This window comes from Variovorax sp. EBFNA2, assembly GCF_033802765.1.
GTDB lineage: Bacteria > Pseudomonadota > Gammaproteobacteria > Burkholderiales > Burkholderiaceae_C > Variovorax > Variovorax paradoxus_H.
In genome coordinates, this window is record NZ_CP138496.1 from 5,572,286 (window position 1) to 5,591,290 (window position 19,005).

Sequence of the window (19,005 nt, forward strand, 5' to 3'; positions counted from 1 at the left end):
AGACACAGACAGCAGGGGGCAAGCGATGAACAAGACCGAGGCCTTGGCGGCCATGGTGGAAGTGGCTCGGATCGGGCGCGGCATGACGCCCGCCGACGCACTCACGCACTTGGGCGAACTGATCGCGCAAGAGTCACCGGACGATCCGGCGCATGACGCCAATGTCGAAAGACTGCTGCGCCTCGGCGCCTGCATCTGGTCCTTGCGGCGTGGGCTGTTCCTGCCCGAGCCGTCGGGGCGCGGCGACGCACCGGAAGCATCGCAGCATCCCCGCGAGATCGCGCCCATCGGCACGGTGCCCGCACGCGCATCGCACCCCGTCTCGCATCACCCCGTGATTCCGGCGCTGAGCACGTCGGTGCACTACGGGCTCGCGACCGCGTTCACACCACCCGAAACTCCTCCACCACAAAGGCGGTGATCTCCGCCAGGAAGGTCTTGGCGTGCGCCATCGTGCGCTGGCCTTCGGGTGAAGCAAACGCGGCGTTCAGCGTGTCGGTGTTCTCGAACCACAACTCCACGATGCCGTCGATCGGCAGCTCGGCATAGCCGCAAGGCGTGCCCTTTTCAAACTCGCGCGCAACGACCACGTTCTGGCGGTAGCCGGCCACACCGGGCATGCGGCGCACATGGTCGGCGTGCACTTTCCATTCGCGGCGGAAGTCGGCCTCCGATTGCATGGCCGGGCGGCGCAGGATCGAGATGCGCTTGAGCATCGCCGACGATGCGGGCGACGGCGGCGCGACGACCTCGGTCTGTTCGACCGTCACGATGTGCAGCCCGCCCAGAAAGTGCTGCTCGTCGGCGCGAATCTCTGCAGCGAGCTCGCCAATGTTGAAGGCCGCATCGGCCTGGGCCGCCGCATCGAACTGCAGCTGCGAGAAGCCATCGAAATCCCACGGTCCGCGCGCGAAGTCGATGCCGCGCTGCAGGCGATCGGTCACGCGGTTCTGGCGGTAGCCGCGCAGCGTGGGCAGGCGCGCGACGAGCGGGCCGTGGCGTTCGCGCCAGTGGCGGCTGAAAGCCTCGTCGGTCCAACCGGGCTGCTTGCGGATCAGGCCCATGCGAAGGGTCGTGGTCGGTTCGGTCATCGGTCGGTCTCCTTGTGGGGTTGCGTGTGCTCTGCCTCGGCGCGCGCACGCGCCAGGCCGGGCGCGCGCTTGGCGAGCCACACGCCGTGGCGCACGGGCCAGCGCTGGTATTGCGGGTCGGCGCCGAGTGCGGCGGCGGCGTGGTGCGGCCAGTAGGGGTCGAACAGGGCTTCGCGGCCCAGCGCGATGAGGTCGGCCTGCCCGGCGGCGAGCACGGCCTCGGCCTGCTGCGCGTCGACGATCATTCCGACGGCCTGCGTGACCACGCCGGCCTCGCGCCGGATGCGCTCCGAGAACGGCACCTGGAAGCCCAGGCCGCGCGGCACAGGCAGTGCGCGTGTCTCTTCGGTGAGGCCACCTGAAGAGCAATCGATCACATCGACGCCGCAACGCTTCAGCTCGCGCGCGAGCACCACCGAGTCGTCGAGGTTCCAGCCGTCGAGCGTGCCGTCCACGGCGGAGAGGCGACAGAACAGCGGCTTGCCGGCGGGCCATGCGGCACGCACGCGCTGCGCGATTTCCAAGGCGAGCGACATGCGGTTCGCGCGGCTGCCGCCGAGCGCGTCGTCGCGGTGGTTGGCGTTGGGCGACAGGAAGCTCGCCACGAGGTAGCCGTGGCCGAAGTGCAGCTCGACCACGTCGAAGCCGGCCTTGTCGGCGCGCACGGTGGCATCGACGAAACGCTGCACGACCTCGGCCATGTCCGCGGCATCGAGCGCGCGCGGCGCCGACCAGCCGGGGCCGGCCGCGAGCGCGCTCGGGCCCAGGCGCTCCCACGGCTCGTCGTCGGCCGCCATGCATGCCGGGTCGATCGCGGCACCGCCCTCCCACAGCGGCTCGCTGCCGGCCTTGCGGCCCGCGTGCGCGAGCTGCACGCCGATGGCGCTGCCTTGCGCGTGAACGAAATCGACCACGGCCTTCAGCGGTGCGATCTGGCTGTCGTTCCACAGCCCGAGGTCCGCGGTGCCGATGCGCCCGCGCGGATCGACTGCCGTGCTCTCGGTGAGGATCAGGCCCGCGCCGCCGAGCGCGAACTTGCCCAGGTGCACGAGGTGCCACGGCGTGGCATGGCCGCGCTCGGCGGCGTGCTGGCACATGGGCGAGATGACGACGCGGTTGGCGAGCGTGAGCTCGCGCAGCTGCAAAGGCTGGAACAGCAAAGGGAGAGATGAGTCAGGCATGTGTGCAAGAAATCAGGAGGCCGGCGGGGCCACGGGCCGCGTGCCGAGCCAGGTGCCGGTCATCACCGCGGCAAAGCCGAACAGGTGCCACCACGTGAGCACTTCGCCCAGCAGCAGCGCCGCGAACAGCACGCCGAACACCGGCACCCAGTAGAGAAAGACGGCCGTGCGCGCCACGCCGATGACGGAGATCGCACGGTTCCAGATGAGGTTGCCCGCGGCGGTGGCCGCGATGCCCGAGAACAGCACCAGCGCCCACGGCCACACGCCGGGAAAGAGCTGCGCCGTGCCCAGCCGCGAGGGGCCGAGCACCGTATGCACCACGAGCATGAGCGTGCCGATGAGGTAGATGACCCAGCTGATCGACAGCGGATCGATCTGCCGCGCCAGCCGCTGCACGCCCACGCCGCCGACCGCGAAGCTCACCACCGACAGCGCAAGCATCAGATCGCCGATGCCGGCGCTCGACAGGCCCGCGCCCGGGTGGCTCAGCACCACCGCAGCCACGCCCATGAAGCCCAGCGCCACGCCCACCATGCGGCGCGGCGTGAAGCGCTCGCCGAAGACCAGCGCGGCCATCAGCGCCGACACCAGCGGGCTCAGCGCCATGATGAGCGCGCCGTTGGTGGCGGTGGAGCGCAGCAGCCCCTGCGCGAACAGGATCTGGTTGCCGTAGACCATGAGGAACGCGCAGCCCGCCATCACCGCGAGCTGCCGCGCCGTGAGCCTGGGCACGCCGCCGCGCCGCCACAGCACGATGGCGCTGAGCGCGCAGCACGCCACGCCCATGCGCAGTGCCGAAAGCGGCAGCGTCTCGAAGGACGTGGTGAGCGCCTTCACGACCGACACGTTCACGCCCCACACCAGCATCGCGAGCAGCATCCAGCCCTGCACGGACGCGGGCGTGGCGCCGTGCGAGGGCGCGGGTTGGTTCACGCTAGCTTTCGAGCGCGTTCCACATTTCGATGTCGCGCTCGGCCGTCCAGATGCGCGGGTGCACGTGGCCCGTGGCCTCGTCGTACGCACGCGTCACGTCGAAGGGCATGCAGTGGTCGAAGATGACCCAGTGGCCGTAGGTCGGGCGCAGCGCGGCCACGGTTTCCTTGTAGATCACGTTGAGCGACTTGCCCTCGGCCACGCCGTTGTTCACCAGCGTGTAGACGTCGGAGATGAAGGCGCGCGTCGAAGCGATGGCCTTGCGCACGTCGGCGGCGTTTTCCAGTGCGGCGCCGCGGCCGGGCACCAGCTTCTCGAAGCCGAAGCCGGCCAGGCGGTCGAGCGTGGTGGGCCAGTCGCGGAAGTAGCAGTCGCCTGCGTAGGCGGTGCTCTGGTACTCGACGAGGTCGCCGGCGAAGCAGATCTTCTGGTCTTCGAGGTAGGCGATGGTGTCGCCCTTGGTGTGGCCGCGGCCCACTTGCGCGATCTTCACTTCGAGCTTCTTGCCGAGCCACACGCTCATGGTGCCGTCGAAGGTCATGGTGGGCCAGGTGAGGCCGGCCGGCACCGACTCGACGTTGCGGAACAGGCGCGGGAAGCGGCCGATTTCGCTGGCCTTGTCCTGCTCGCCGCGCTCGAGGATCAGGTCGTAGGTGTCGCGGCTGGCCAGGATCTGCTCGGCGCCTTCCTTGAAGTACGCCGACGCGCCCAGCACGCGCACCGCGTGGTAGTGGCTCAGCAGCACGTACTTGATGGGCAGCGGCGTGACTTCGCGGATGCGGCGGATCACGTCCTGCGCCATCGCGGGCGTGGCCTGGGTGTCGACCACCATCACGGCCTCGTCGCCGATGAAGACGCCGGTGTTGGGGTCGCCCTCGGCGGTGTAGGCGTAGGCGTTCTCCGAGAGGCGCGTGAACGAGACCTTCTTTTCTTCGAGGTCGGCCTGGCTGGCGAATTTCTTGGTGGTCATTGGGGTTCCTTTGATGTGAGCGATGAATTCAATGCGTGCCGAGGTACGCCGACTTCACCTTGGGGTTGTCGAGCAGCTCGCGGCCGGAGCCTTCGAGCGTGATGCAGCCGGTTTCGAGCACGTAGGCACGGTCGGCCACGCCGAGCGCCTGCTTGGCCATCTGTTCCACCAGCAGGATCGTGAGACCCGAGCTGCGCAGCTGGCGGATGGCATCGAAGATGTCCTTGATGATGAGCGGCGCCAGGCCCAGCGAGGGCTCGTCGAGCAGCAGCAGGCGCGGCTCGCTCATGAGCGCGCGCGCAATCGCGAGCATCTGCTGCTCGCCGCCCGACAGCGTGCCCGACAGCTGATGCTCGCGTTCTTTCAAGCGCGGAAAGCGAACGAACTCACGTTCGATGGCGCGCTCCACGAAGGCCTTGTCGCTGCGGCGCGAATAAGCGCCGAGCATCAGGTTCTCGCGCACGGTCTGGTCGGGGAACACGCCGCGGCCTTCGGGCGAGAGCGCCACACCCAGGCCCACGCGCTGGTGCGCGGGCACCTGCGTGCAGTCCTTGCCGTCGATGAGCACGCGGCCTTCGGCCACGGGCTCCAGCCCGACGATGCTCTTGAGCAGCGTGCTCTTGCCGGCGCCGTTGGCGCCGATGATGGTGACGACCTCGCCCGCGCGCACTTCCAGGCTCACGCCCTTGACGGCCTCGATGGCGCCGTACGAGACCTTCACCGATTCGATTTTCAACATGATGGTTTCGGTCCTCTGGCTCAGGCGGGCACGGCCTGCGCCGTGTGCGCTGGTTCTTCGTCGTCCACGCCCAGGTAGGCCTCGACCACGCGCGGATTCGACTGCACCTCGGCGGGCTTGCCCTCGGCGATCTTCACGCCGTAGTCGAGCACGATCACGTGGTCGGAGATCGACATCACGAGGTCCATGTGGTGCTCCACCATCAGGATGGACACGCCGCACTTGCCGATGCGCACCAGCAGTTCGCCGAGCTCGGCGGTCTCCTGCGGGTTGAGGCCGGCGGCGGGCTCGTCGAGCAGCAGCAGCTGCGGCTCGGTGGCCAGCGCGCGCGCCAGTTCCACGCGGCGCTGCAGGCCGTAGGGCAGGCTGCCGGCGGGCCAGTGCGCCAGATGGCCCAGGCCCACGAGGTCGAGCAGCTGCAGCGCGCGGTCGCGCGTGGCGCGTTCCTGCTTGCCGGCCGTGGGCCAGGCCACGAGCGACGACAGGAAGCCGTTGCTCATGCGGCTGTGCCGTCCAAGCATCACGTTGTCGAGCACCGAGAGGTCGGCGAACAAACGCAGGTTCTGGAAGGTGCGGCCCATGCCCAGGCAGCAGATGGTGTGCGCCGGCTGGCCCACGATGTTGTGGCCCAGGAAGCGGATCACGCCCGCGTCGGGTTCGACCACGCCGGTGAGCATGTTGATCATGGTGCTCTTGCCGGCGCCGTTCGGTCCGATGAGCGCATGGATGTGGCCGCGCTGCAGGCGGAACGACACGTCCTGCGCGGGCTTCACGCCGCCGTACGACTTGGTCACGCCCTGCACCACCAGCAGCTCGCCTTCGCCGCCCGGACCGATCTGGCCCGGCACGCCATGACCGCCCGGCCCTTCTCCGCGATGGCGCGACGTCAGGAACCACTTGTTGAACAGGCCCACCACGCCGCCCGGCATGACGTACAGCGCGAACAGCAGCAAAAATCCGTACAGGAAGTGCTGCGCCGAGGGCCAGCGCGCCAGCAGCGCGTCGGTCGCCGTGAGCAGCACCGCGCCGACGATGGGGCCGTACATCGAGCCCGCGCCGCCGAACAGCACCAGCAGCAGGATGAAGATCGACAGATGGAAGGTGATGAAGTCGGAGTTGATGTACTGGTTCTGCTGCGCCACGAGCGCGCCCGCGATGCCGCAGGTGACCGCCGCGACCACGAAGGCCATGACCTTGGCGCGGTACACGCGCACGCCCACCGACGACGAGGCGATCTCGTCCGCCTGCAGCGACAGCAGCGCGCGGCCGAAGCGGCCCTGCAGCAGGTTGCGCAGCAGCAGGTGTAGCGCGGCGCTGAGCACGATGCCCAAAATCACCCATTGCACGCTGCTCAACGGCTGGCCGTTCCAGGTCAGCGGGCGGATGCCGTAGATGCCCTGCGCGCCGCCGAACACGTCGGTCCATTCGCCCACGAGCTTCTCGACCACGATGCCGAAGGCCAGCGTGACCATCGCAAGGTACGGGCCCTTCACGCGCAGCGAGGGCAGCGCGATGAGCACGCCGCACACGCCCGAGACGACAGCTGCGATCACGAGCGCGAGCCACGGATTCAGTTCGGTGCGCGAGGTGATGAGCGCAACCGCATAAGCACCGGCCGCGAACAGGCCGGCCTGGCCCAGCGATTTCTGCCCTGCGTAGCCGACCAGCACGTTCATGCCGGCGGCGCACAGGTAGTAGACGCACATCATGAAGGCGATGCGCAGGTAGTAGTCGTTGCCGGACAGCGTGACGAGGCCGCACAGCACGGCCGCCACCAGCACCACGCCGGCGGGATGGGCGAGGCGTTTCATACCTTCTCCACCGTCGAGCGACCGAACAGGCCCGTGGGCCGGAAGGCCAGCACCAGAATGACGAGCGCGAACACCGCGACCTCGCGCCATTGCGCCTGCCAGAGGTTCACCATCGACTCGAGCACGCCGAGCAGGAAGCCGCCGATGACGCAGCCGCGCGGGTTGCTCAGGCCACCGATCATGGCGCCCGAGAAGCCCTTGAGCCCCACGGTCAGCCCCATGAAGAGCGAGGCCTGCGCGATGGGCGCGAGCAGAAATCCCGACAGCCCCGCCAGCGCCGAGCTGACGACGAAGGCGCCGATCATCATGGCGTTGGTGTTGATGCCCATCAGGCTCGCAACGTTGCCGTTCTGCGCGACGGCGCGCATGGCCTTGCCGATCATGGTGCGGTTCATCACGCGGTCGAAGCCGATCATCACGACCACGGCTACGCCGAGCGTGAGCAGTTCCTGCGGGCGCACGCCCACGCCGAACATGCGGATCACGGTGTCGCCCACGGGCGCGGGCACCACCACGGGTTTCGGACCCCAGATGGCAAGCCCCACGCTCTGCAGAATGACGCCGAAGCCCAGCGTGCTCATGACCCAGGCCATGCCCGGGCGGCCCGCGAACGGGCGCACGCCGAGCACGTAGAGCAGCCAGCCCAGGAGGCCCATCACGCCGAGCGCGGCGAGCAGCGCAAACAGCTGCGCGCCCGCGCCGGGCACGGCGTCGCCGAAGGTGGTGGAACTGAGCGGCTTGCCCAGCACGAGGAACAGTGCGCTCATGCCGATGAACGCGCCGGCCGAGACGAACTCGCCGTGCGAGAAGTTCAGCGTCTTGGTCGTCGTGAACGTGATGCTGAATCCCAGCGCCACCAGCGCATAGGCACCGCCGACGGCGAGCCCGCTGATGAGCGCCTGCAGGAGCGCTTCAACCATGGTGTGTATCTCCGTTGCGGAACGAGGCGGTGCCCCGTTCCTTTTTTTGTCTCAGACGTTTATTGCTTGAAGTCGGCCGGCTTGAGCGCGCCGATCAGCGCGTCGCTGTAGGGCAGCAGCTTGCCGTCCTTCCAGCGGATCCAGACCAGGTCTTTCGCCGTGAGGGCTTCGTGGTTGGTCTTGCTGAAGGGCTTCTCGTAGGTCTTGAGCACGCCCTGCACCGGCGTCTTCAGGTCTTCGAGCGCGACGCGCACGGCGGCGCCGTCGGTGCTGTTGGCCTGCTTCATGGCCTGGGCCAGCAGCAGCACCGAGTCGTAGCCGTGCAGCGCGAACGAGAACGAGCCCGGTGCCTTCAGCTTGCTGCCGATGCGGTCGAACAGCTTCTGCTGCGCGGGCGTGCGCGTTTCGCTCACGGTGCGCATGAAGATCGGCTTCTCGGCCAGCGCCTTGCCGGCTGCGTCGTAGAAAGTGATGTTGTCGGCCGCCCACGAGGTGAGCGTCAGCGGGAAGTAGTTGATCTTCTCCATGCTGCGCACCAGCTGCGCGATGGGCGTGCCCTGCGCCCACACCACGACGGTATCGACGTTGGCGGCCTTCATCTTCGAGAGCTGCGAGGTCATGTCGGTGTCGCCGACGCCGAAGCGCTCGGTGGCTGCGATCTTGATGTCCTGCAGCTTGGCGATTTCTTCCATGTCCTTCAGGCCGCCCTGGCCGTAGCCGGTGGTCTCGGCCATCAGGCCCACGACCTTGGAGCCGGCCGTGTTGCGCTTCACGTAGGCCATGAGCGCGGCGACCTGCTCGCGGTCGACCATCGAGACGCGGAACATGTAGTTGTCGGCGCCGGGGCTCATCGGCTTGGTGATGTCGGTGCCCGAACCCACGTTGCCCAGCACGGGAATCTTCTTCTGGTTGGCGATGTGCTTCCAGGCCATGGCGTTGCCCGAGTTGGTGGGACCGAACACCGCCACCACCTTCTCGTTGTCGACCAGGTCGCTCATGTTCTGGATCGACTTCGGCGGCGCCGAGACATCGTCGCGCGTGACCAGCGTGAACTTCCGTCCGAGCGCGCCGCCGGCGGCATTCAGGTCGGCAATGGCCGCCTCCATGCCGAGCACCGCGGCCTGGCCGCTCTGCGCCGAGGGCGACGCTGAGAGGTCGCCGTTGTAGCCGAGCTTGATGTCTTGCGCGTAAGCACCGGCACTGAACGCAGCGAAGGCGGCGGTCGCGAGCAGGGTCTTGTACAGACGGATCGTTTTCATTCTTTGTCTCCTGAAGTGTTTGACGGACGGGAACGGGAAATCGAAAAAGAAGGGGCCTGCCTCAAACGGCTCAGACCGCGAGAAAGCCGCCGTCCACCGGCAGCGTGATGCCGGTGACGTAGCGGGACATGTCGCTCGCCAGGAAGATCACCGGGCCCACGAGGTCTTCGGTCTGGCCGACGCGGCCCATCGGGATGCGCGTCATGAACGACTCGAGGCGCTGCGGGTTCTCGCGCGTGGCGGCGGTCATGGGCGTCTCGATCACGCCGGGTGCGAGCGCGTTGACACGCACGCCGGCCGGCGCGAGCTCTTGCGCCAGCGACTGCGTGAGCATCTTGATGGCGCCCTTCGAGGGCGCGTAGCCCAGGCTCGCGGCCTGCCCCGCATAAGCGGCAATGGAGGCGATGTTGATGATCGATCCCTTCGTCTGCTTGAGCACGGGGATGAAGGCCAGCGTGGTGTTGAAGGTGCCGTGCACGTTCACGTCGATGGTCTTCTTCCAGTTGGCCGCGGCGTTCGGGCTGCTGGTGGTCTCGCGGATGATGATGCCGGCGTTGTTCACCAGCAGGTCGACATGGCCGACCTCTTGCGCCACGCGCGCGGCCAGTGCATGGCAGGCCTCGGGCGCGGTGACGTCGAGCACGAACGACCAGGCTTCGCCGCCTTCGTTGCGCACCAGCTGCGCGGTCTCGGCCACGGTGGCTTCGTTCATGTCGGTGACGACGACGCGTGCGCCCGCCTGGGCCAGGCCGAGCGCGAGCGCGCGGCCGTTGCCCTGGCCGGCGCCGGTGATCAGCGCGAGGCGGCCTTCGAGCAGGCGTGGTGCGACGTGAGGAGGAAAGGGCATGGTCGGCTCCTTGAATGAATGCGTACGTTCGTTGAATCGGAACGGCGTCAGGCGCTGCGCGGCACGGCCACGGCTTCGCGCTGTTCGACGTGCAAGGGCACGGCCACTTCGGCCTGCGCCACCTGCAGGCCCGCGACGTAGCCGAAGGTGAGCGCCGGGCCGAGCGTGATGCCCGCGCCGGGGTAGTTGCCGCCCATCACGCTGGCTGCGTCGTTGCCGACGGCGTATAGGCCCTTGATCGGCTGGCGGTCGGCGTCGAGCACGCGCGTCTTCTCGTCGGTGACGAGTCCGGCGAAGGTGCCGATGTCGCCGACGACGAGCTTGATCGCGTAGTACGGACCGTGCTCGAGCGGCGCCACGCACGGGTTCGGCGTGACGTTGGCATCGCCCTGGTAGCGGTTGTAGGCCTTGCTGCCTTTGCCGAAGGCGGGGTCGTCGCCGGTGCGTGCGCCTTCGTTGAAGGCTTGCACGGTGGCTTCAAGCGCGGTGGGGGCGATACCGATTTCTTTTGCCAGCTCACCGATGGTGGCGCCGCGCTTCAGGTAGCCGCTCTTCAGGTGACGGCCGATGGGCAGCGGTGCGGGCGCGACGCAGCCCAGGCCGTAGTCGCGCAGCGCCTTGTGGTCGCACAGCAGCCAGGCCGTGACCTCGGGCTCCCCCTCGCACGCCTTGACCATCGCCTGCACGAAGTCGTGGTACGAGTTGCCTTCGTTGGCAAAGCGCTTGCCCTTCGGCGTGACCGCGATCACGCCGGGCTTGGCGCGGTCGATGAAGTGCGGCATGACGCCTTTGCTGCCGTCGGGCCGCGTGGTGACCGACGCCGGCACCCAGGCCGCGGCGTGCGGGATGGTGCCGTCGACGCGGCCGCCCACGGCTTCGGCCAGGCGCAGGCCGTCGCCGGTGTTCGTGGACGGCGACGGCGAGTAGTGCTCCTTGCCCGTCGGTGCGTGCGGGAAGAGTTGCTTGCGGCGCTCCACGTCGTACGGAAAGCCGCCGCAGGCCAGCACCACGCCGCGTTTGGCGGTGATGCGCACCGACTTGCCTTCGTGCTGCACCACGGCGCCCGAGACGCCGTGGTACTCGACCACGAGCTTCTTCACGGGCGACGAGAGCCAGACGGGAATGTCCAGGTCCATCGCGGCCTTGGCCAGGCGGCCGGCCAGCGCGTTGCCGTTGGTCAGCGTCATGCCGCGGCCGTGGCGCACCACGTCCAGGAAATGCCGAGTCAGCCGCTTGGTCACGTACCAGAACGAGGTCGGCGACTTGAAGGCCCGCATGAAGTGTTTGATCTCGGGGCCCGAGCCCAACATCATTCCGAACACCGTGAGTTCGGGCAGCGGCGGCGCCAGGTGCTTGATGCGCTTGCCGAGTTCGCGGCCGTCGAACGGGCGCGTGACCATCGAACGCCCACCGGGCTGGCCGCCGGGCGCTTCGGCGTGGTAGTCGGGGAAGACGGCCGGCATGTCGAACTGCACGCAGGTGTTGCGCGTGAAGAAGTCGATGGCCTTGGGGCCCATGTCGAGGAAGGCGCCGACGCGCGCGGCGTCGAAGTGCGTCGTGGTCTCGTGCTTCATGTAGTCGAGCGCCGCGCCGGGCGGTTCATGGATGCCCTGCTCCGTGGCCAGGCGCGTGCCCGGAATCCACAGCCAGCCGCCCGAGCGCGCGGTGGTGCCGCCGAAGCGCGGCTCTTTCTCGACCACCAGCACCTTCAAACCCTGCGACGCCGCCGTGACGGCGGTGGCCATGCCCGATGCGCCGCTGCCGACGACGAGGACATCGCATTCCCACGTGTTCTGTTCCATCTCTGCCTCTGTTCGTTCTCGTGTTGTGTACGACTTAAGTGCGGCGGAGTGTATGGAGCGATGTTGATATGGTCAAGTCGTTTAGTTACTATCAGATGATCAGTCATCGTCGATTGAACACGACAATATCAGTAAAAACCCTGATGGCTATACTCGCTCCCTCCCTCAACCCCCACGCCGGGCGCCCCATGGAAAAGCCAAGACGTGGCATTCAATCCGTCGAAATCGGAACGCAATTGCTGGTCGCGCTCGGACGGCACGTGGCGCCCATGGCGCTGCGCGACCTCGGCAAGTCGGCCGGCATTCCGGTCGGCAAGGCGCACCCCTACCTCGTCAGTTTTCTGAAGGTCGGGTTCGTGGTGCAGGACGGCGCCGGCCGCTACGAGCTGGGCCCGCTGGCCCTGCAACTGGGCCTGGCCAAGCTGCAGCGGCTCGACCCGATCAAGGAGGCGTCGCCCCTCATCGAGGCGCTGGCGTCCGAGACCGAGCAGAGCATCGCGGTCGCCGTGTGGGGCAACTTCGGGCCGACCGTGGTGCGGCTGGAAGAACCGATCCACCCGCTGCACGTGAACCTGCGCACCGGCACCGTGATGTCGCTGGCCTACACGGCCACGGGCCGATTGTTCGCGGCCTACCTGCCGCCGAAGGTGGTGGAAAAGATGATGGTGGACGACCTCGCGCGCCTGCGCGGGCCGGCCGGCGGCCGCGGCGCCGAAGAGCTGTCGACCTCGCAGATCGAGGCGCTGCTGGTCGAGACGCGGCTGCACGGCATGTCGCGCACGCTGGGCCAGCCGATTCCGGGCATCGACGCCTTCTGTGCGCCGGTGTTCGACTCGACCAACAACCTGGTGCTGGGCATCACCGCGATGGGCCCCGAGGCCACTTTCGACAGCGACTGGAACGGCCGCGTGGCCGTGCCGCTGAAAGCCTGCGCGCTGGAAATCTCGCGCCGCCTCGGCTTCGTGGCGACGGACGCGCCGGCTTGAGGTCCTGCCGTGTAGGCAGGCGCTCACGCGCTTGGTTTGACTTATCCCGCACGCGCGGGCCACAGACGCGGCCACCGTAGAGGCCTACCTACCTCACGGAGACCGGTCATGAAAAGCATCATTCTTTGGCTCTGCGGCGTGCCGCTGATCGTGATCATCGGGCTGAAGATCTTCGGCATTCTCTGACCGCCCACGGCCCCGCGACGAACGATCCTGTTTCCTCCTCACGGCGCATTCTTGCGTCGTTACAGCGCCCCTCCCGGGGCGCTTTTTTTGCGCGGATCGAACCCGGTCAGTGCCGCTCAGTGGGTGTCGCGGCGCAGCTGCTGCACGTCTTCATGCAGCGAATGCGCCCAGCTGCGGCGTTCGCGGCTGTACGAGGGCTGCGGCTCGCCGAAGCGCACGATGGCCAAGAGCGGCGGCGCGCGCAGCGTGTTCCACACCGAGGTCAGCAGGCTGTCGTCATCGATGTAGCGCGGCGCCTGGCTGGTTTCGCCGGTGGCGGCGTCGGCAAAGCGCAGCGCGGCCGGGATCACGGGCGCGCCCGAGGAAATCGCGGCCTGCAGCAGGTTGGCGTGAAACGGCAGCAGCCCGCGCCCGTCGCTCGTGGTGCCTTCGGGAAACACGCCGATCAGGTCGCCGCCGCGCAGCGCCTCGGTCATGTGGTGCACCACGCGCATGGCGTCGCGGCGGCGTTCGCGCTCGATGTAGAGCGTGCCCGCGCCGGTGGAGAGCGTGCCGATCACCGGCCACTGCTTGACGTCGGACTTCGACACGAAGCGCACATGGCGCGCCGCATGGATGGCGGTGATGTCGAGCCACGAGAGGTGGTTGCAGATGAGCAGCGCCGGCCCCTGCGCGGGCGGCTCGCCCTGCACGCGCAGCGTGACGCCCATGATCTGCAGCATGCGCGCCGACCAGGCCTGCACGCGCGCGCTGCGCTCGTCGGGCGAGAGGTTCGGAAAGGCGAAGCGGATCGTCCACCAGCCGGACAGCGCATGCGACGCCGCATGCAGCAATCGCCAGCCGGCCTTCAACGAGTGCAGCATCTGGACGCGGGCCCTCTTCTTCTTTTTTCTGCGTGCTTGTGACAGTGAGCGTCGGCTGTCGCTCAGCCGTGCACGACGCGACCGGCCACCAGCGTGTGGCGCACGCGCCCCTGCATCGGGTAACTGGAGAACGGCGTGTGCTTGCCCTGGCTGCGCAGCGCCTCGGGCACCACCTGCCATTCGAGCGACGGATCGGCAATGCACAGGTCGGCCACGCCGCCCTGCACGATGCGGCCGATGCCGCTGGCTGCGTCGACCGCGTTCAGCAGCCGTGCCGGCGCCGACGTGATGACCTCGATGGCGCGCGCCACGCCCGCGCCGCTGCGCTCGCCCCACTGCAGCGCGAGCGGCAGCAGCAGTTCGAGTCCGGTGGCGCCGGGTTCGGCTTCGGCAAAAGGCAGCGTCTTGGCATCGGCCTCGACCGGCGTGTGGTCGGACACCAGCGCGTCGATGGTGCCGTCGGCCAGCGCGGCCGAGAGCGCATCGCGGTCGCCCTGCTGGCGCAGCGGCGGGTTCAGGCGCGCGCGGCTGTCGAAGAATCCGATGTCGGTGTCGGCCAGGTGCAGCGAGTTGATGCTGACGTCGCAGGTGAGCGGCAGGCCCTGCGCCTTGGCGTCGCGCACCAGCGCCACGCCGCGGGCGCTCGACACGCGGCACAGGTGCACGCGCGCGCCGGTGCTCTTCATGAGTTCGATGATGGTGAAGATGGCGATCGTCTCGGCCGCCACCGGCACGCCGCCCAGGCCCAGGCGCGTGGCGAGCGCGCCGCTGGCCGCGACGCCCTTGCCGAGGTCGCGGTCCTGCGGGCGCAGCCACACGGTGTAGCCGAAGGTGCTGGCGTACGACAGCGCGCGCTGCAGCACCTGCGTGTCGGCCAGCGGCACGTCGGCCTGGCCGAAGCCGATGCAGCCGGCTTCGGTGAGCTCGGCCATCTCGGTGAGCACGCCGCCGGCCAGGTTGCGCGTGAGCGCACCGAGCGGGAACAGGCGCGCGCACTGCAGCTTTTCGGCGCGGAACTTGAGCATCTCGACCAGGCCGGGCTCGTCGAGCACGGGGTCGGTGTCGGGCGGGCACACGAGGCTGGTCACGCCGCCCGCGATGGCCGCGGCCATTTCGCTCTCGAGCATGCCTTCGTGCTCGTAGCCCGGCTCGCGCAGCCGCGCGGCCAGGTCGACGAGGCCGGGCGTGACGATGCAGCCCGTGGCGTCGAGCGTGCGCTCGGGCTTGAAGCCCGACGGTGCGTGCCCGATGCCGGCGATCTTGCCGTCGGCGATGGCGATGTCGGTCTGTTTGTCGGTGCCCGAGGCGGGGTCGATGATGCGACCGTTGGTGATGAGGATGTTCATGCTTCGTTGCCTGCGACGATGCTCATCACGGCCATGCGGACCGCGATGCCGAAAGTGACTTGCGGGAGGATCACGCTCTGCTTGCCGTCGACCACGGCGGAGTCGATTTCGACGCCGCGGTTGATCGGGCCCGGGTGCATCACGATGGCATCGGGCTTGGCCAGTTGCAGCTTCTCTTGCGTGAGGCCGAAGGTCTTGAAGAACTCTTGCGACGAGGGCAGCAGCGCGCCGCTCATGCGCTCGTTCTGCAGGCGCAGCATGATGACGACGTCGCAGTCCTTGATGCCTTCTTCGAGCGTGTGGCACACGCGCACGCCCATGCCGGCCATGTCGGCGGGCACGAGCGTCTTCGGGCCGACCACGCGCACTTCGGCGCAGCCGAGCGTGGTGAGTGCATGGATGTCGGAGCGCGCCACGCGCGAGTGCAGCACGTCGCCCACGATCGCGACCGTGAGGTTCGAGAAGTCTTTCTTGTAGTGGCGGATCGTGTACATGTCGAGCAGCCCCTGCGTCGGGTGCGCGTGGCGGCCGTCGCCGGCGTTCACCACGTGCACGTGCGGTGCGACGTGCTGCGCGATCAGGTACGGCGCGCCCGACTCGCTGTGTCGCACCACGAACAGATCGGCGGCCATGGCGCTCAGGTTGGCGATGGTGTCCAGCAGCGACTCGCCCTTGGTGGCCGAGGAGCGCGCGATGTCGAGGTTGATGACGTCGGCACTGAGGCGCTTGGCCGCGATCTCGAAGGTGGTGCGCGTGCGCGTGCTGTTCTCGAAGAACAGGTTGAACACGCTCTTGCCGCGCAGCAGCGGCACTTTTTTCACCTCGCGGTCGCTCACGCTCGTGAAGTTGGCGGCCGTGTCGAGGATGTGCGTGACGATGTCCTTGGGCAGGCCCTCGATCGACAGCAGGTGGATCAGCTCGCCGTTCTTGTTGAGCTGCGGGTTTCGCTTGTAGAGCATTACGTGTTGTCCTCTACCTTGAGGCTGAAGGCGCCATCGTCGGCGCGTGCGAGGGCTAGCAGCTGGGTGTCGGGCAGCGTGAGCGTCGTTGCGGCGAAGTCGGCAGCAACGGGCAGTTCGCGCCCACCGCGATCGACCAGCACGGCGAGCCGCACGCAGGCGGGGCGGCCGAAGTCGAACAGCTCGTTGAGCACGGCGCGGATCGTGCGGCCCGTGTAGAGCACGTCGTCGAGCAGCAGAACGTCGGCGCCGTTCACGTCGAAGGGCAACGCGGTCTGTGCGCTGGCCGAGAGGCCGCGGCGCGCGAAGTCGTCGCGGTGCATGGCTGACGAGATGACGCCAGGCGCACCGGCCAGGCCCAGGTCTTTCTGCAGGCGCTCGACCAGCCAGGCGCCGCCGGAGGTGATGCCCACCAGCTTCGTCTCGGGGCGCATCAGCGCCTTCACGCCGGACAGCAGCGTCGTGTAGAGCGCTTCGGCATCAGGAATTGAACTCACGGGAGACTCCTCAAAAATTGCTCCAGGATGATGCAGGCCGACGCCGCATCGGCATCGCGGGCGCCGGACGACAGCGCCTCGGTGGTGCTGTAGCGCTCGTCGACTTCGTACACCTGGAGATTGAAACGGCCGCGCAGCTGGCGCGCGAACTTCTGGGCGCGGCGGGTGTTCTCGTGCGGGGCGCCGTCGGGGTGGTAGGGCACGCCGACCACGAGCGCGTCGGGCTGCCATTCCTTGATGCGGGCCTCGACCTGCGCAAAGCGGGCGTCGGCGCCCTCGGCCTTGATGGTGGTCTGCGGCGTGGCGCTGCGCAGCAGCCGGTTGCCGCTGGCCACGCCGGTGCGCTTGGCGCCGAAGTCGAAGCCCAGGAAGCTCTGGAAATGCGCGGGAACGGCGGCGGGAACAGGAACGGAAGCAGGAGCGGATGCGGGCGCGTCGGACATGACGTCGCTCATGCGTGGCCCGCTTCGGGAGAAAGCGTCCACGCTTCGAGCCCCAGCAGCATCAACGCCTTGTCGTAGCGCTTCTCCACCGGCGTATCGAAGATCACGGCGGGGTCGGCCAGCACGGTGAGCCAGCTGTTCTCGGCCAGCTCGGACTCCAACTGGCCCTCGCCCCAGGCCGAATAGCCCAGCGAGACCAGCACCTTGCGCGGGCCGGCGCCGGTGGCCAGGGCCTCCAGCACGTCCTTCGAGGTGGTCATTTCGAGCCCGCCGGGGATGGTCATGGTCGAGGCGTAGACCGATTCCTCGGGCTTCTCGGCCTGGGTGAACACTGGCTCGTGCAGCACGAAGCCGCGCTCGGTCTGCACCGGGCCGCCCTGGAAAACGGGGGCGTCGCCCAGCTCGGGGCGGGTCAGGTGAAGCTCGATTTTTTCGAACAGCACCTTGAGGTTGATGTCGCTGGGTTTGTTGATGACCAGCCCGAGCGCGCCGCGCTCGCTGTGTTCGCAGAGGTAAACGACGCTGCGGTTGAAAGTTTTGTCTTCCATCCCCGGCATCGCGATCAGAAAGTGATGCGTCAGGTTCATCGGGGCAGAATCGGCAGCCATATGCCCCCGATTTTACTGGCCGTCGATAAGACCTATCCCAAAGGGCTCATGTGGTTCCGCCGGGACCTCCGGGTGGACGACAACGCGGCGCTGTACCGGGCGCTGCGGGCCTGCCGGCAGGTGGTGTGCGTTTTCGTGTTCGACCGGTCCATTCTGGACGCCCTGCCCCGCGCGGACCGGCGGGTCGAATTCATCCGCGAATCGCTGGTGGAACTCGAAGCCGAGCTGCGCGGCCTGGGCAGCGGGCTCATCGTGCGGCACGCGGTGGCCGCCGAAGAGATTCCGGCGCTGGCCCACACGCTCGACGTGCAGGCGGTGTTCGCCAACCGCGACGACGAGCCCGACGCCCTGGCGCGCGACGCCCGCGTGCTCGGCGCGCTGGCCAATACAGGCATCAGCTTCCACACCTTCAAGGACAGCACCGTCTTCGACCGCGACGAGGTCATGACCAAGGCCGGCCTGCCCTACACCGTGTTCACGCCGTACAAGCGAGCCTGGCTGGCGAAGGTGGATTCGTTCTTCCTGAAGTCGTACCCGGTGCGCAGCCACGCCGACGCGCTCGCACCGCCGCCCCCGGCCCTGAATGGGCCGGTGCCCACGCTGGGCGAGATCGGTTTTGAAAGCACCAACCTCCAGACGCTGGAGATTCCCACCGGCACGCGCGGTGCGGGCGCGCTGTTCGAAGATTTCTTCGAGCGCATCGACCGCTACGACGAGGCGCGCAACTTCCCGGCGGTGCGCGGCCCGAGCTACATGGGCGTGCATCTGCGCTTCGGCACGGTGTCGATACGGCAGCTCGCCAGCGTGGCGCACCAACTGGCGCTGCAGGGCAACACCGGTGCCGCGACCTGGCTCAGCGAACTGGTCTGGCGCGACTTCTACTTTCAGATCCTGGCGCACTTTCCGCATGTGCATGCGAACGGCGAGTCGAAGAGCTTTCGCCCCGAGTACGACAAGATCGCCTGGCACCACGGCAAGCACGCCGACCAGCTGTTCGACGCCTGGTGCGAGGGCCGCACCGGCTATCCGCTGGTCGATGCGGCGATGCTGCAGATCCGGCAGAGCGGCTACATGCACAACCGGCTGCGCATGGTGGTGGCGAGTTTCCTGTGCAAGGACCTGGGGCTGGACTGGCGGCGCGGCGAGCGTTACTTTGCGCTGCACCTCAACGACTTCGAGCTGGCCTCGAACAACGGCGGCTGGCAATGGGCCAGCTCGACCGGCTGCGATGCCCAGCCCTACTTCCGCATCTTCAACCCGGTGACGCAGAGCGAACGCTTCGACCCCGAAGGCAAGTTCATCCGCCGCTACCTGCCGCAGCTCGCGGGGCTGTCGAACGTGGCGATCCACGCGCCGTGGATGGCGTCGCCGGTCGAGCTGGAGGCGGCGGGCGTGAAGCTGGGCGACAACTACCCGACGCCGGTGGTAGACCACGCCGAGGCGCGGGAGAAGACGATGCAGCGCTATGCGACGGCGCGGAGCAAGGCCCTGCAAAAGCCGTAGCCAAAGAGAAAGGGCCCCGAAGGGCCCTTCTCTTTTGCGCGTCGATCGCCGACGCTGC

The 19,005-nt window shown here is 68.1% G+C and carries 19 protein-coding genes; 3 read left to right on the forward strand and 16 right to left on the reverse strand.

Annotated elements, in window-relative coordinates:
• The first annotated feature begins 25 nt into the window (after window positions 1-25).
• The gene (locus RZE79_RS26210; RefSeq protein ID WP_319357471.1) at window positions 26-421 is read left to right on the forward strand and encodes a hypothetical protein; all 396 of its coding nucleotides are present in this window, start codon (window positions 26-28) and stop codon (window positions 419-421) included.
• Here the strand turns inward: RZE79_RS26210 and RZE79_RS26215 are convergent.
• The 10 genes from RZE79_RS26215 to RZE79_RS26260 all read right to left on the reverse strand — a co-directional run bounded on the left by RZE79_RS26215 (window position 384) and on the right by RZE79_RS26260 (window position 11,556).
• Complete coding sequence (locus RZE79_RS26215; RefSeq protein WP_319357472.1) at window positions 384-1,091, reverse strand: EthD domain-containing protein; 708 nt, start codon at window positions 1,089-1,091, stop codon at window positions 384-386. The two genes, RZE79_RS26210 and RZE79_RS26215, sit on opposite strands and share 38 nt — an antisense overlap.
• On the reverse strand, window positions 1,088-2,272 hold the full coding sequence (locus tag RZE79_RS26220) for an NADH:flavin oxidoreductase/NADH oxidase (protein WP_319357473.1): 1,185 nt from the start codon (window positions 2,270-2,272) through the stop codon (window positions 1,088-1,090). Before RZE79_RS26220 ends, RZE79_RS26215 begins: the two co-directional genes overlap by 4 nt.
• 12 nt (window positions 2,273-2,284) lie before the next feature.
• On the reverse strand, window positions 2,285-3,208 hold the full coding sequence (locus RZE79_RS26225) for a DMT family transporter (protein WP_319357474.1): 924 nt from the start codon (window positions 3,206-3,208) through the stop codon (window positions 2,285-2,287).
• A 1-nt stretch (window position 3,209) separates the two neighbouring features.
• Window positions 3,210-4,178 carry an MBL fold metallo-hydrolase gene (locus RZE79_RS26230; RefSeq protein WP_319357475.1) on the reverse strand — a complete coding sequence of 323 codons (969 nt, stop codon included), beginning with the start codon at window positions 4,176-4,178 and terminating at the stop codon, window positions 3,210-3,212.
• Window positions 4,179-4,206: 28 nt separating this feature from the next.
• On the reverse strand, window positions 4,207-4,917 hold the full coding sequence (locus tag RZE79_RS26235) for an ABC transporter ATP-binding protein (RefSeq protein WP_319357476.1): 711 nt from the start codon (window positions 4,915-4,917) through the stop codon (window positions 4,207-4,209).
• Window positions 4,918-4,937: 20 nt separating this feature from the next.
• Window positions 4,938-6,728 (reverse strand): branched-chain amino acid ABC transporter ATP-binding protein/permease, encoded by a 1,791-nt coding sequence (locus RZE79_RS26240; protein WP_319357477.1) that lies wholly within the window; start codon window positions 6,726-6,728, stop codon window positions 4,938-4,940.
• Window positions 6,725-7,648 carry a branched-chain amino acid ABC transporter permease gene (locus tag RZE79_RS26245; RefSeq protein ID WP_319357478.1) on the reverse strand — a complete coding sequence of 308 codons (924 nt, stop codon included), beginning with the start codon at window positions 7,646-7,648 and terminating at the stop codon, window positions 6,725-6,727. Before RZE79_RS26245 ends, RZE79_RS26240 begins: the two co-directional genes overlap by 4 nt.
• 59 nt (window positions 7,649-7,707) lie before the next feature.
• A complete protein-coding gene (locus RZE79_RS26250; protein ID WP_319357479.1) occupies window positions 7,708-8,907 on the reverse strand; it encodes an ABC transporter substrate-binding protein in 1,200 nt (399 codons plus the stop codon).
• 70 nt (window positions 8,908-8,977) lie between these two features.
• A complete protein-coding gene (locus RZE79_RS26255) occupies window positions 8,978-9,754 on the reverse strand; it encodes an SDR family NAD(P)-dependent oxidoreductase (protein WP_153282073.1) in 777 nt (258 codons plus the stop codon).
• A gap of 47 nt (window positions 9,755-9,801) precedes the next feature.
• Window positions 9,802-11,556, reverse strand: coding sequence for an FAD-dependent oxidoreductase (locus RZE79_RS26260; protein ID WP_319357480.1), 1,755 nt, complete (start codon window positions 11,554-11,556; stop codon window positions 9,802-9,804).
• 188 nt (window positions 11,557-11,744) lie between these two features.
• On the opposite strand from RZE79_RS26260, the gene RZE79_RS26265 reads away from it, so the two are divergent.
• Window positions 11,745-12,542, forward strand: coding sequence for an IclR family transcriptional regulator (locus RZE79_RS26265; RefSeq protein ID WP_153282071.1), 798 nt, complete (start codon window positions 11,745-11,747; stop codon window positions 12,540-12,542).
• 302 nt (window positions 12,543-12,844) lie between these two features.
• Here the strand turns inward: RZE79_RS26265 and RZE79_RS26270 are convergent, their stop codons facing one another.
• The 6 genes from RZE79_RS26270 to RZE79_RS26295 form a co-directional block, all read right to left on the reverse strand.
• Window positions 12,845-13,591: a lysophospholipid acyltransferase family protein gene (locus tag RZE79_RS26270; RefSeq protein WP_319357481.1), complete on the reverse strand. Its 747-nt coding sequence runs from the start codon at window positions 13,589-13,591 to the stop codon at window positions 12,845-12,847.
• Window positions 13,592-13,653: 62 nt separating this feature from the next.
• Window positions 13,654-14,937 (reverse strand): dihydroorotase, encoded by a 1,284-nt coding sequence (locus RZE79_RS26275; RefSeq protein WP_319357482.1) that lies wholly within the window; start codon window positions 14,935-14,937, stop codon window positions 13,654-13,656.
• Complete coding sequence (locus tag RZE79_RS26280; RefSeq protein WP_056577783.1) at window positions 14,934-15,896, reverse strand: aspartate carbamoyltransferase catalytic subunit; 963 nt, start codon at window positions 15,894-15,896, stop codon at window positions 14,934-14,936. The genes RZE79_RS26275 and RZE79_RS26280 overlap by 4 nt, the downstream gene beginning before the upstream one ends.
• A complete protein-coding gene (gene pyrR / locus RZE79_RS26285) occupies window positions 15,896-16,393 on the reverse strand; it encodes a bifunctional pyr operon transcriptional regulator/uracil phosphoribosyltransferase PyrR (protein ID WP_192193664.1) in 498 nt (165 codons plus the stop codon). The genes RZE79_RS26280 and pyrR overlap by 1 nt, the downstream gene beginning before the upstream one ends.
• Window positions 16,390-16,848 carry a Holliday junction resolvase RuvX gene (ruvX, locus tag RZE79_RS26290; protein ID WP_319357483.1) on the reverse strand — a complete coding sequence of 153 codons (459 nt, stop codon included), beginning with the start codon at window positions 16,846-16,848 and terminating at the stop codon, window positions 16,390-16,392. The genes pyrR and ruvX overlap by 4 nt, the downstream gene beginning before the upstream one ends.
• Window positions 16,845-17,444 (reverse strand): YqgE/AlgH family protein, encoded by a 600-nt coding sequence (locus RZE79_RS26295; protein WP_101490345.1) that lies wholly within the window; start codon window positions 17,442-17,444, stop codon window positions 16,845-16,847. Before RZE79_RS26295 ends, ruvX begins: the two co-directional genes overlap by 4 nt.
• On the opposite strand from RZE79_RS26295, the gene RZE79_RS26300 reads away from it, so the two are divergent.
• Entirely contained in the window at window positions 17,445-18,947 is a 1,503-nt protein-coding gene (locus RZE79_RS26300) for a deoxyribodipyrimidine photo-lyase (protein ID WP_319357484.1), read from the forward strand.
• Window positions 18,948-19,005 lie beyond the last annotated feature (58 nt).